10 protein-coding genes are annotated in these 12138 nt (G+C 63.3%); 9 read left to right on the top strand and 1 reads right to left on the bottom strand.

The window, feature by feature from the left end:
- The first annotated feature begins 3 nt into the window (after positions 1-3).
- From ACN9M1_RS08645 to clpB, 6 genes are all read left to right on the top strand, one after another.
- On the top strand, positions 4-621 hold the full coding sequence (locus tag ACN9M1_RS08645) for a uracil-DNA glycosylase family protein (protein WP_426393599.1): 618 nt from the start codon (positions 4-6) through the stop codon (positions 619-621).
- 74 nt (positions 622-695) lie between these two features.
- On the top strand, positions 696-1961 hold the full coding sequence (glp, locus tag ACN9M1_RS08640; RefSeq protein ID WP_426393597.1) for a gephyrin-like molybdotransferase Glp: 1266 nt from the start codon (positions 696-698) through the stop codon (positions 1959-1961).
- Positions 1962-1973: 12 nt separating this feature from the next.
- Positions 1974-2231 carry a molybdopterin converting factor subunit 1 gene (gene moaD, locus ACN9M1_RS08635; protein ID WP_426398831.1) on the top strand — a complete coding sequence of 86 codons (258 nt, stop codon included), beginning with the start codon at positions 1974-1976 and terminating at the stop codon, positions 2229-2231.
- Positions 2232-2247: 16 nt separating this feature from the next.
- A complete protein-coding gene (locus ACN9M1_RS08630) occupies positions 2248-2757 on the top strand; it encodes a molybdenum cofactor biosynthesis protein MoaE (RefSeq protein ID WP_426393595.1) in 510 nt (169 codons plus the stop codon).
- 14 nt (positions 2758-2771) lie between these two features.
- A complete protein-coding gene (crcB, locus tag ACN9M1_RS08625) occupies positions 2772-3152 on the top strand; it encodes a fluoride efflux transporter CrcB (RefSeq protein ID WP_426393593.1) in 381 nt (126 codons plus the stop codon).
- 214 nt (positions 3153-3366) lie between these two features.
- Positions 3367-5955 (top strand): ATP-dependent chaperone ClpB, encoded by a 2589-nt coding sequence (gene clpB, locus ACN9M1_RS08620; RefSeq protein ID WP_426393591.1) that lies wholly within the window; start codon positions 3367-3369, stop codon positions 5953-5955.
- 77 nt (positions 5956-6032) lie between these two features.
- Here clpB and ACN9M1_RS08615 read toward each other — a convergent pair whose 3' ends face one another.
- Positions 6033-7475, bottom strand: coding sequence for an undecaprenyl-phosphate glucose phosphotransferase (locus ACN9M1_RS08615; protein WP_426393590.1), 1443 nt, complete (start codon positions 7473-7475; stop codon positions 6033-6035).
- 150 nt (positions 7476-7625) lie between these two features.
- On the opposite strand from ACN9M1_RS08615, the gene ACN9M1_RS08610 reads away from it, so the two are divergent.
- The 3 genes from ACN9M1_RS08610 to wecB are packed head-to-tail and all read left to right on the top strand — an operon-like array spanning position 7626 to position 12135.
- Positions 7626-8762: a polysaccharide biosynthesis/export family protein gene (locus ACN9M1_RS08610; protein ID WP_426393589.1), complete on the top strand. Its 1137-nt coding sequence runs from the start codon at positions 7626-7628 to the stop codon at positions 8760-8762.
- Positions 8759-10963, top strand: a complete 2205-nt coding sequence (locus ACN9M1_RS08605) for a GNVR domain-containing protein (protein WP_426393588.1) — start codon at positions 8759-8761, stop codon at positions 10961-10963. Before ACN9M1_RS08610 ends, ACN9M1_RS08605 begins: the two co-directional genes overlap by 4 nt.
- Positions 10960-12135: a non-hydrolyzing UDP-N-acetylglucosamine 2-epimerase gene (gene wecB, locus ACN9M1_RS08600; RefSeq protein WP_426393586.1), complete on the top strand. Its 1176-nt coding sequence runs from the start codon at positions 10960-10962 to the stop codon at positions 12133-12135. Before ACN9M1_RS08605 ends, wecB begins: the two co-directional genes overlap by 4 nt.
- Positions 12136-12138: the final 3 nt, after the last annotated feature.

Below are 12138 nucleotides of genomic sequence, written 5' to 3'. Positions count from 1 at the left end.
ACGATGGAAGCAGGGCCGGATGACGTGGCTGGAGCAGCATTCGAGCGCTGCCTACACGACATCCGCGCCTGCCGCGAATGCAAGGGCGCGCTGGCGCACGAGCCTCGCCCCGTCGTGCTGGCCGACCGCCGTGCCCGCTTGCTGATCATCGGGCAGGCGCCTGGGCGCATCGTCCACGAAACGGGCATCCCGTGGAACGACCGTTCTGGCGATCGCCTGCGCCAGTGGCTGCAAATCCCGTACGACGATTTTTACTCAGACCAGCGCATCGCCGTGGTGCCGATGGGGTTCTGCTTTCCCGGCACCGGCGCGAATGGGGACTTGCCGCCGCGTCCCGAATGTGCGCCGAAATGGCATCGCCCCTTGCTGACGGCCATGCCTGAAGTGAAGCTCGCGCTACTGGTCGGCACCTATGCGCAGCGTCACTACCTTGATGTACCGCGCGACTGGTCACTCACCGATGTGGTCCGCAATGGGCCCGTGCAGGACGGCGAAGGCCGTGTGCTGTTTCCGCTGCCGCACCCGAGTCCGCGCAATCTCGCCTGGTTCAAGCACAACCCATGGTTCGATGTGAGCATCGTGCCGGCGTTGCGCGGGGCACTGGCCAGCGCATTCGCGTGATATGCCGGCGCTGATGCATGGCGCTGTCATAGAACCGATACAATCAAAATCTGTCCCCTGATACCGCTTTCCGCATGTCCGCCAACGATGCTCCCGCCGTCAAACCGTCTTTGCTGACGCTCGATGCGGCGCTGTCGCAACTGCTCGCCGCCGTGCGCCCGTTGCACGAAACCGAAACCGAAACCGTGCCGACGCTGCACGCCAATGGCCGCATCCTCGCGCAAGCCGTGCACAGCAGCCTGAATGTGCCGCCCGCAGACAATACGTCGATGGACGGCTACGCCGTGCGCGCCGCCGACATTACCGCCCCGGGCACGCGCCTGAAGGTGGCGCAGCGCATTCCCGCAGGGCATGTGGGTCAACCGCTCAATGCTGGCGAGGCGGCGCGTATCTTTACCGGTGCGATGATTCCGCCGGGCGCTGATGCGGTGGTGATGCAGGAGCAATGCAAGGCCGATCCGGACGCGGGCACGGTTGTCATCGACCACGTACCGGCATCGGGTGAATGGATCCGCCGCGCAGGGGAGGACATCGCCGCTGGCGCCGAAATCCTGGCGCGCGGCACGCGCCTGGGCGCGCAGCAGTTGGGCTTGGCAGCTTCCGTCGGTTGCGCCAATCTGCACGTGGTGCGCCGCCCACGCGTGGCCGTGTTTTTTACCGGCGATGAACTCGCCATGCCCGGCGAGCCGCTCAAGCCTGGCGCTATCTACAACTCCAACCGCTTCACGCTGCGCGCGCTGCTCGAAAACCTTGGTTGCGACATCACCGATTTCGGCATCGTGCCCGATACGCTGCAAGCCACGCGCGAGACGCTGCGCGAAGCCGCGGAGGCGCACGATCTGATCATCACCTCCGGTGGCGTATCGGTGGGCGAGGAAGACCACATCAAGCCCGCCGTGGAAGCCGAAGGGCGCCTGAACCTGTGGCAGATCGCCATCAAGCCAGGCAAGCCGCTGGCTTTTGGCGAGGTGCGTCGGCCGGAAGGGATGGTGGGTGGGCCGACGGCATTCTTCATTGGCTTGCCGGGCAATCCGGTGTCGAGCTTCGTCACGTTCCTGCTGTTCGTGCGGCCGTTCATCCTCCGTCTGCAGGGTGTAGAAGATGTCGCGCCGAAGCGCATCCCGATGCGCGCCGACTTTGCGTTGCCCAAGGGTGATCGCCGCAACGAATTCCTGCGTGCACGCATCAACGCCAACGGCGGGCTCGACTTGTTCCCCAACCAAAGCTCGGGCGTGCTGACCTCCACCGTGTGGGGCGATGGCCTGATCGACAACCCGCCCAACCAGCCGATTGCGCCGGGCGATGTCGTGAGCTTCCTGCCGTTTGCGGAGTTGGTGTAAGGAGCGATGACCGTGCAGATTGAATTGCGTTTCTTTGCCAGCGTGCGCGAGCAATTGGGTGTCTCTCAGGAGAAGGCCGTGGTGCCCGACACCGTTCGCACCCTGGGTGACGTGCGCGCCTGGCTGGCCCAGCGCGGCCCGGTGTGGAGCGAAACGCTGGCCCAAGGCCGTGCCTTGCGCATGGCGCTGGACCACCAGATTCTTCCGGCCGACACCGCCTTGCATGAGGGCTGCGAAGTCGCGTTTTTCCCGCCCGTCACCGGCGGCTGAGCGGAGGAAAACGACCATGCCTGTCCGCGTGCAAGAAGCCGACTTCGACCTCGGCGCCGAGATTGCCGCGCTGCGTGCCGGCCGCCCGAGCATCGGCGCAGTGGCCAGTTTCATCGGGACCGTGCGCGACATCAACGAGGGCAGCGGCGTCTCGGAGATGGAGCTGGAGCACTATCCCGGCATGACCGAGAAGGCGCTCGCCAACATCGTCAGCGCGGCCATGGAGCGCTGGGAGCTGATCGATGCGCTGGTCATCCACCGCGTCGGCAAGCTCAAGCCCGAAGACCAGATCGTGCTGGTGGCCGTGGCCTCGAAGCATCGCGGCGAGTCCTTTGCCGCGTGCGAATTCATCATGGATTACCTCAAGAGCGAGGCGCCGTTCTGGAAGAAGGAGCAGACGCCCGAGGGCGCGCGGTGGGTGGATGCGCGTGTGACGGACGACAAGGCGCTCGCCCGCTGGGGCATCACCACGAACAATGCTGCGGGCGGCCAGGGGGTGCCTGCCCAGCCAAACGACTACGAATAACAAGGAGCAACCGCATGAGCGGGATGGGGTTTGTGGCAGTGGGCGTGGGCGCTGCACTGGGAGCATGGCTGCGCTGGCTGTTTGCTGTGCTGTTGAATGCAATCAACCCGGCGCTGCCATATGGCACGTTGCTGGCCAATTTGCTGGGCGGCTATCTGATTGGCGTGGCAGTGGGCTTCTTTGATACCCACACCGGTCTGCCGCCGGAATGGCGCTTGCTTACAGTGACAGGCTTCCTCGGCGGGCTGACGACGTTCTCTACCTTCTCCAGCGAGGTCGTCGGCAACATTCTTGCCGGCGACTACATGGTCGGCGTGCTGCACATCGTGGCGCATCTGGGCGGCTCGCTGTTCCTGACGCTGCTGGGGCTGTGGACGGTGCGCACGTTCAGTTGAGTGGATCGCCGGCCTGTTCGGCACGCGACGCTTTCGCCGCATTGAAGCGGTGATCTAATCACATGGAAAGCGTTGGGACGGCGGCACGGCCAGTTGGCGTGCCGCCGTTTGTTCTGGCGCAAATTCGCATCAAAACCCGCGCTCTTGCGCTTGAAATGCCACTGAAGCTCCCTATCTTTCGGAGCAGTGAAACATTTTCCGCAAGGGGTTTTTAATGCGTTTGGACAAATTGACCACCCGCTTCCAGGAAGCGCTGGCCGACGCGCAGAGCCTGGCGCTGGGCAACGACAATCCGTACATCGAACCGATCCACCTGCTGCTGGCGATGCTCCGCCAGCCGGATGGGGCCACCAAGAACCTGCTGGCCCGCGCCGGCGTGAATACGGGTGCGCTGGACACCGCGCTGGACCGCGCCATCAAGCACTTGCCGCAAGTGCAAGGTGGCGAGCAGGTGCAGGTCGGCCGTGATCTGGGCAGCCTGCTGCAACAGACCGAGAAGGAAGGCATCAAGCGCGGCGACCAGTTCATTGCCAGCGAGCTGTTCCTGCTGGCCGTCGCCGACGACAAGGGCGAGGCCGGCCGCATCGCACGCGAACATGGCTTGGCGCGCAAGGCACTGGAATCCGCCATCGATGCCGTGCGCGGCGGCCAGACCGTCGGCAGCGCTGAGGCCGAAAGCCAGCGTGAAGCGCTCAAGAAGTACACCATCGACCTCACCGAGATGGCCCGCATCGGCAAGCTCGATCCGGTCATCGGCCGCGACGACGAGATCCGCCGCGCCATCCAGATCCTGCAGCGCCGCACCAAGAACAACCCGGTGCTGATCGGCGAGCCGGGTGTGGGCAAGACGGCCATCGTCGAAGGGCTGGCGCAGCGCATCGTCAACGGCGAGGTGCCCGAAAGCTTGAAGAACAAACGCGTGCTGGTGCTCGATATGGCAGGCCTGCTGGCCGGTGCCAAGTACCGCGGCGAATTCGAAGAGCGCCTGAAGGCCGTGCTCAACGATATCGCCAAGGAAGAGGGCCAGACCATCCTCTTCATTGACGAGATCCACACCATGGTGGGCGCGGGCAAGGCCGAAGGCGCGATGGATGCCGGCAACATGCTCAAGCCGGCGCTGGCGCGCGGTGAGCTGCATTGCATCGGCGCGACCACGCTGGATGAATACCGCAAGTACATCGAGAAGGATGCCGCGCTGGAGCGCCGCTTCCAGAAGGTGCTTGTCGATGAGCCGAGCGTTGAGGCGACCATCGCCATCCTGCGCGGCCTGCAAGAGAAGTACGAACTGCACCACGGCGTGGAGATCACCGACCCGGCGATCGTGGCCGCGGCTGAACTCAGCCACCGCTATATCACCGACCGCTTCCTGCCGGACAAGGCCATCGACCTGATCGACGAAGCGGCCGCGCGCATCAAGATGGAAATCGACTCGAAGCCCGAGGCGATGGACAAGCTTGACCGCCGTCTGATCCAGCTCAAGATCGAGCGCGAAGCGGTGAAGAAGGAAACCGACGAAGCCTCGCAGAAGCGCCTGGAGCTGATCGAGCAGGAAATCGAACGCCTGCAGAAGGAATACGCCGACTTGGATGAAATCTGGAAGGCTGAGAAGGGCGCCGCGCAAGGTGCGGCTGCGCTGAAGGAAGAGATCGAGAAGATCAAGCTGGAGATCGCCAAACTGCAGCGTGAAGGCAAGCTCGACAAGGTGGCCGAACTGCAATACGGCAAGCTGCCCGAATTGGAAGGCAAGCTGAAGGCCGCCACCGCTGCCGAAGCGACTGGCCAGAAGCAGCCGAACAAGCTGCTGCGCACGCAGGTGGGCGCCGAAGAGATTGCCGAAGTTGTCAGCCGTGCCACGGGCATCCCCGTGTCGAAGATGATGACCGGCGAGCGCGAGAAGCTGCTCAAGATGGAGGATCGCCTGCACGAGCGCGTGGTTGGTCAGGACGAGGCTGTGCGTTTGGTGTCGGATGCCATCCGCCGCTCGCGTGCCGGCATTGCGGACGAGAACAAGCCCTACGGCTCGTTCCTGTTCCTCGGCCCCACGGGTGTCGGCAAGACCGAGCTGTGCAAGGCGCTGGCCGGCTTCCTGTTCGATTCGGAAGAGCACCTGATCCGCATCGACATGAGCGAGTTCATGGAGAAGCATTCCGTGAGCCGCTTGATCGGCGCGCCTCCGGGCTACGTCGGCTATGAGGAAGGCGGCTATCTGACCGAAGCCGTGCGCCGCAAGCCGTACAGCGTGGTGTTGCTGGATGAGGTCGAGAAGGCTCACCCAGACGTCTTCAACGTGCTGCTGCAGGTGCTGGACGATGGCCGACTCACGGATGGCCAGGGCCGCACGGTTGACTTCAAGAACACGGTGATCGTGATGACGTCCAACCTCGGCTCACAACTCATCCAGCAGATGGCGACCGAACCGGCGGATGTGATCAAGGGTGCGGTGTGGCAGGAAGTGAAGACGCATTTCCGGCCCGAGTTCCTGAACCGGATCGATGAGGTTGTGGTGTTCCACGCGCTGGACCAACGCAACATTGAATCGATCGCGCGGATTCAGCTCAAGCGGCTGGCAGCGCGGCTGGCGCATATGGATCTGGCGCTGGAGATCAGCGACGAGGCGGTGGCCAAGCTGGCATCCGCGGGCTACGACCCAGTGTTTGGGGCGCGGCCGTTGAAGCGGGCGATCCAGCAGCAGCTTGAGAATCCGGTGGCACGGATGATTCTGGAGGGCAAGTTCGCGCCCAAGGATGTGGTGCCGGTGGATTATCGGGATGGGCAGTTTTCGTTTGAGCGCGTGGTGCACTGAGCCACACGCCAGTCGCTGCAATGGAAGAGCCCGGCCCGCGCCGGGCTTTTCTTTGCGCGTTTGTTGCTGGAGTGCTGCTAGTAGGCATTTCCGTTCGACCAACCGCCAATGGCGGTGCGCGCGATGATCGACAAATCCATACGGAACGACCAGTTGCGGATGTAGTACAGATCGTATTCCACGCGGCGGGTCATTTTGTCCACGGTTTCTGTTTCGCCGCGCAGGCCGTTGATCTGTGCCCAACCCGTAATGCCTGGCTTGACGCGGTGCCGCAGCATGTAGTGTCTGACCTGGTCTTTGTAGAGGTCGTTGTGGGCCATGGCATGCGGGCGCGGGCCGACGACGGACATTTCGCCGCGCAAGACGTTGATGAACTGAGGCAGTTCGTCCAGGCTCGTGCGCCGCAGGATGGCGCCCACCGGGGTGACGCGTTTGTCGCCGCGCTTGGCTTGCGTGACGCCCCCCGCGTCATGATGGATATGCATGGTGCGGAACTTCAGCACATCGAATGGCCTGCCATCCATGCCAAGGCGCTGCTGACGAAACAGCACTGGGCCCGGGCCGGACAGGCGTATTGCCAGCGCAATCAGTAACAGGAGTGGGCTCAGCGCAAGCAAGGCCATCGCGGCGAAGGCGCGATCGAAGGCGCCTTTTGCCAGGCCTCGGATGCCATGGCTGGGTGGCACCGTCAGGTCAATGCAGGGCACGCCAAGCACTTCATTGGAGCGGTGCGTGAGCAAGTTCAAATCGCTCAGGTCAGGCAACCAGCGTACGTCAAAGAAGTCGTTGCGCAGGGCATAGAGCAGCTCACGCATGTGCTGTGATTGCTTCAAGGGCCATGTCACCCAGATTTCATCCACATGATGAGCGCGGCAGTAAGCGCGGACGGCATCTAGGCTGAGCAGGCGGTCCAGATCTGGAGGAACGTCCGCGTCGGGGTCATCCGCCAACACGGCGCGCAACTCCACCCCGGCAGCCGGATTGCATGCGACGTGCCGGTAAAGCCTCCGACCCTGATCTCCAAAACCGACAAGCACCACGCTGCGCTTATCGCGCCCGCACGTACGTAGCCACCGCAGCACGGCATAGACCAATGCACGACCGCCCAGCAGCAATCCCGCAGTGATACCGAGCCACAGGCCCGACCATATTCGAGAGAGCGCCCCGATCTGATGTGTTGCGAAGCACACCAGGATGGTCGCGAGCCAGATGGCAAACCATGCGCCCACCCCCCGAAGCATGCCAGCCACAAAGTACGGCCGGCGTGCTCGGTCTTCCTGCCACAGATAGGCGTAGACCAGCATGCCGAACGCGACTGCCATTGACAGCATGGTCTCATGCGGCGGCTCGCTGGGCAGCGCGTCGCCAAAGCGCATGTAGGTTGCAAGCATGCCGCCAGCCAGGATGGCTGCCATATCGAAAATCAACGTCAACGCGGCATAAAACCTGACGCTATTTTTGCCTCGCTTCTTGGGCGAGGTTTGGCGGTGAGGGGGGCATAACAAAATTGGCTGAGTCATTTTTCTATGAGGTTAGTTTTATTAAATAGATCTTATGCTGAATTAAGAAAATTTGACAAATGCACGAATGCCGATGGAGGGTTTGTTTGAATACCATATAGAAAAGGACGTGAGTGATTGGGTTGCACTGCGCCGGGCTAATGGATGTCTATGCTTGAGATTCTCAAAAGATGCTGCACGGCATGTTGGCTGTTGCTGGCAGGATGTGTGTTTGCCCCCGGAATGCGCGGGCCCCAAGGCGATTGGCAGCCAGTTGAGGCCGCGCCGCCTCACATCACGCCGATTTCCGCAGAGGTGATCGATAAGATTAAGAAAAAGCGGACGGCCGCGAGCGCGGGTGGATTATATGAGTTGGGTAAAATTCTTAATTCAGCGTCAGAATTTTCTTATTTTATTCAAGCTGGGGATATTGTTTCCGTGGTGGTGTGGGACCACCCGGAACTCGCTTTGCCGACAGTCACATATAGTCTCGGTATTGGCACAACACAAGCCACATTGCCCGCCAACGGATTTGTTGCGCAAGGTTATGTTGTTGGGCGGGACGGCAATATCCAATATCCGTACGCTGGGTTGATTCAATTGGCGGGGCAGACGCAGGAACAGGCCCAACGCACGGTCACACAGGCGTTGTCGCCCTATCTGAACAAGCCCCAAGTGAGCGTGCGGGTGGTGTCGTACCGCAGTCAACGCGTGTACCTGGAGGGGCGTGTGCAATCGCCCAGGGCCGTGGCGCTCAACGATGTTCCGCTCAACCTAGCCGATGCGATTGCGCAGGCCGGCGGTGCGGCGGAAGACGGGGACCTGGCCTTCGTGTCATTGCGCCGCGGCGGGCGGAGCTATGTGTTGGATCTGATCGGGCAGCGGCAGTCTGGCTTAGACCCGACTCGCGTGATGCTGCGCGATGGTGACGTGGTGCGCATTGCGGCCCGGCAGGATCGCAAGGTGTTCGTGATGGGCGAGGTCAGCCGGCCGGCCACGCCTACGCTGCGCAACGGCCGCCTGAGTCTGAACGAGGCGCTGGCCGAGGCCGGCGGGCCGTTGTCGACCACCGCCAACCCTCGGCAGATTTACGTGATACGCCGCGCCGCCGCGCCTGGCGCCGATACCGAGGTCTACCACCTGGACGCGCAGTCTCCGGTGGCACTGGCGCTGGCCGAGGGGTTTGAGTTGCAGCCCAAAGACGTCGTCTACGTGGATGCCGCCCCTATCGTGCGTTGGAGCCGGTTCATCAATCTGCTGCTGCCGACCACCAACTCCCTCTTCACCAGTGTGAGCGCCACCAAATGAAGCGGCTGGATATCGGCCCTCTTGTGGCAGGCAACCTTGCTGGCGAGGCGGCGGGGCTCGAACTGCGTCGACTGGTACGCGCGTGCGCAGCGCAGCCCGGAAGGATTGCCGGCTGCCTGCTGCTGGCGGCGTTGCTGGGCGCGTTGTATGCGCTTCTGTCACAGCCTGTATATGAGGCCAACCTGATGCTGCAGGTGGAAGAACCGGTCGAGGCCCGGCAGGGCCTGATGGGCGATGCGTCGGCGTTGTTCGAGATCAAGGCAGAGGCTGCGGGTGAGGTGGAAGTGCTGCGCTCGCGGCGTGTGGTGCTGCCCGCCGTGCAGGTGTTGCATCGGGGCATTCGTGCGGTACCGAAGCGCTTTCCACTGATTGGCCGTGCGCTTGCTCGCTACGCCGGTGGATTGTCCACGCCGGGCGTGTTTGGGTGGGGGGGCCATGCGTGGGGGCGTGAATCCATTGTGGTGTCGCGCCTGGATGTACCGGCGTCGCGCTTGGACCAAGTCTTCGAGTTGACGGTGCTGGGTGCGCAACGTTATGCGTTGCGGGTGCCGGGGTATGCGCTGCCCGTGACTGGCGAAGTGGGCGTACCGCTGCGGATTGATCTGACGGGCGGGTCTGTCATTTTGGCGGTGGACCACATGTTGGCGCAGCCGGGCGCAAGCTTCATGCTCGCGCGGCAATCCGATCAGCAAGCGCTGGACGCACTGCAGCGTGCCCTGTTCATTCAGGAGCTGGGCAAGCGATCAGGTGTGATCAGCCTGGCACTGCGCGATGAAGACCCGCGGCGCGCCGCAGACACGCTCAACCAGATCGCCAGCGAATACCTGCGCCAGAGCATTGAGCGCAAAGAGCGTGAAGCTCGCCATGCCTTGGCGACGCTGGATGAAACGCTGGTGCAACTTCGGGTCAAGCTGCAAACGGCAGAGGGGCAATACAGTGCGCTGCGCACCCAGTATGGTGCCGCCGATCTAGTGGAGGAGGCCCGGGTGCTGATTAAGCGCTCAACCGATGCGCGTGCCGAGTGGGTGGCACTGCGCCAGAAGCGCGCAGAGTTGGCCGCACGTTTTGCCGCAGAGCATCCGAGCATTCAGGCAGTGGATGCGCAGATTGCAGAGCAGTCACGCGAGTTGAGCCGGCTGGACACACGCCTGCAGGCATTGCCTCGCCAGGACGAGCTGGTCCAGCGTGCCGCGCGCGACGTGCGGGTCAATAGCGAACTCGTGCAATCGCTGGCGTTGGCCATCCAGCAGGTGAAGCTGGTGGGTACGGGCAAGGCTCGGTCGGTCCGCGTGGTGGATGCGTCGATTGCGCCGGAAACGCCAGTGAAGCCGAAACGTCTAGCGGTGATTGCAGTATCGGCACTGGCGGGCGGCGTGCTCGGCGTCGCCTGGGTGGTGATGCGCGAGCTGTTCCGCCGAGGCGTACGCTGGCCCGCACAGATTGAGGAGGCCACAGGCGAGCGCGTGTGCGGTGTGGTGCCCCGCGCCGATCCGCCCATGGGCAGCGCCAGCGTGGTACCGATGCCTGCCAATTTGGTGGCATCCCACGCCCCGTATTCGCCTGCAGGCAAGGCGTTGGTGGGTGTGGCGGCAACGCTGCGCTTCATGATGCAAAGCGCCGGCGCCAAGGCAATTGGGGTTGGTGGGGCATCGGCGGGGTCTGGCGCGGCATTCCTTGCCGTCAATCTGGCCGCCATGCTGGCCAATCAAGGGCAGCGGGTCTTGTTGATCGATGCGGCTGGCGCTCCTGGGCGCGTCCATGCCTGGTTTGATGTGCCCTCTGCCCCGGGGTGGTGCGATGCCTTGCAAGGTAATAGCGCACTGAAGGCTTATACGCATGAGACCACCGTCCACAACGTGGATGTCCTGCCGTGCGGTGTCCAGCCCTACGCATTGCCGCACTACGCGACCAAGCGGCTCTCCAGTCTGCTGGCCGAGGCCGTCACACGCTACGACATGGTTCTACTGGTGTTGCCAGCCATCCTGGCCGGTGGCGATGCGCAGGCGCTCGTGCCGGCTGCCAACTGGCTTTTGCTGACGGCACGTGCTGGGCGAGATGGCGCCACGGAACTGCGCGAAGCCGTACATCGTTGGCGATTGGCTGGCGGCAAAGTGATGGGCACCGTGCTGAACGATGTGCCATCGCTCATTCAGCGCCGAGCCACGTTGGCGCCCGTACAACGAAGAGGGGCCAGCGCATGAAGCGCGTTCTTGCGGTATTCGGCACCCGGCCCGAGGCGATCAAGATGGCGCCGTTGGTGCATGCGCTCAGTCAGACGCCCGGCATCTCGTGCCAAGTGTGCGTGACGGGGCAGCACCGGCAGATGCTCGATCAGGTCATGGCGCTGTTCAACCTGCGCGCAGATCATGACCTCGATGTCATGCGCCCCGGGCAGCAGTTGCCGGGGCTGACGTCGTCCATCCTCACGGGCATGCGGCAAGTGCTGGCGGACCTGGCACCGGATATGGTGCTCGTGCACGGCGATACCACGACCACATTTGCGGCCGCGCTGGCCGCGTTTTATCAGCGCATTCCCGTTGGCCATGTGGAGGCCGGTTTGCGAACGGGAAACCTCGATTCCCCCTGGCCGGAAGAGGCAAACCGCAGGCTCACATCGGTCCTCACGCGGTTGCATTTCGCCCCAACTGCGCAGGCGCGCGACAACCTTATCCGCGAGGGGGTTGGAGCGTCAACCATCCATGTCACGGGCAACACCGTGATTGATGCCCTCATGCTGATCCATGGCCGGCTTCGTGATGAGCGCGGGTTGTCGGAACAGGCATGGTCAGCAATTCCGTATCGCCCGACACAGCGGCGCATGGTCTTGGTGACGGGGCATCGGCGAGAGAGCTTCGGTACGGGGTTTGAGCGCATCTGCCAGGCGCTGGCACAACTCGCGCTGGCGCGGCCCGAGATCGACATCGTGTACCCGGTGCACCTCAACCCGCTGGTGCGGGAGCCGGTCGCGCGCGTGTTGGGTGGCATCCCCAATATCCACCTGCTTGAGCCGCTCCACTACCTGCCGTTCGTGCAACTCATGATGCACGCCCACTTGGTGCTGACCGACTCCGGCGGCATTCAGGAGGAAGCGCCTTCGCTGGGTAAGCCCGTGCTCGTCATGCGCGAGAACACCGAACGTCCCGAGGCGGTTGCGGCGGGCACTGTGCAGTTGGTCGGCACGGACACCGCAGCCATTGTCGGGGCAGTTGTCGCATTGCTTGACGACACCGAGCGCCACCGTGCCATGCGCCGCGCGCACAACCCCTATGGCGATGGCCATGCCTGCGCGCACATCTGCCGTGTTCTTGCCGCAGAGCTGCATGCCGGCACGGCGCCCTGGCCCCCGATTCCGCTTGGATCTGCTCTTGCATAACAC

It is taken from the genome of Ralstonia sp. R-29 (assembly GCF_049913345.1).
Classification (GTDB): Bacteria; Pseudomonadota; Gammaproteobacteria; order Burkholderiales; family Burkholderiaceae; genus Ralstonia.
Note: the sequence above shows the minus strand (reverse complement) of the source record. Positions and strands in the feature narration are given on the sequence as shown.

Excerpts from the sequence above, each read along its gene's own strand:
- wecB (WP_426393586.1), top strand. The coding sequence starts at position 10,960 with ATGAAGCGCGTTCTTGCGGTATTCGGCACCCGGCCCGAGGCGATCAAG.
- ACN9M1_RS08605 (WP_426393588.1), top strand. The coding sequence starts at position 8,759 with ATGAAGCGGCTGGATATCGGCCCTCTTGTGGCAGGCAACCTTGCTGGC.
- ACN9M1_RS08645 (WP_426393599.1), top strand. The coding sequence starts at position 4 with ATGGAAGCAGGGCCGGATGACGTGGCTGGAGCAGCATTCGAGCGCTGC.
- ACN9M1_RS08630 (WP_426393595.1), top strand. The coding sequence starts at position 2,248 with ATGCCTGTCCGCGTGCAAGAAGCCGACTTCGACCTCGGCGCCGAGATT.
- crcB (WP_426393593.1), top strand. The coding sequence starts at position 2,772 with ATGAGCGGGATGGGGTTTGTGGCAGTGGGCGTGGGCGCTGCACTGGGA.
- ACN9M1_RS08610 (WP_426393589.1), top strand. The coding sequence starts at position 7,626 with ATGCTTGAGATTCTCAAAAGATGCTGCACGGCATGTTGGCTGTTGCTG.
- ACN9M1_RS08615 (WP_426393590.1), bottom strand. The coding sequence starts at position 7,475 with ATGACTCAGCCAATTTTGTTATGCCCCCCTCACCGCCAAACCTCGCCC.
- glp (WP_426393597.1), top strand. The coding sequence starts at position 696 with ATGTCCGCCAACGATGCTCCCGCCGTCAAACCGTCTTTGCTGACGCTC.
- clpB (WP_426393591.1), top strand. The coding sequence starts at position 3,367 with ATGCGTTTGGACAAATTGACCACCCGCTTCCAGGAAGCGCTGGCCGAC.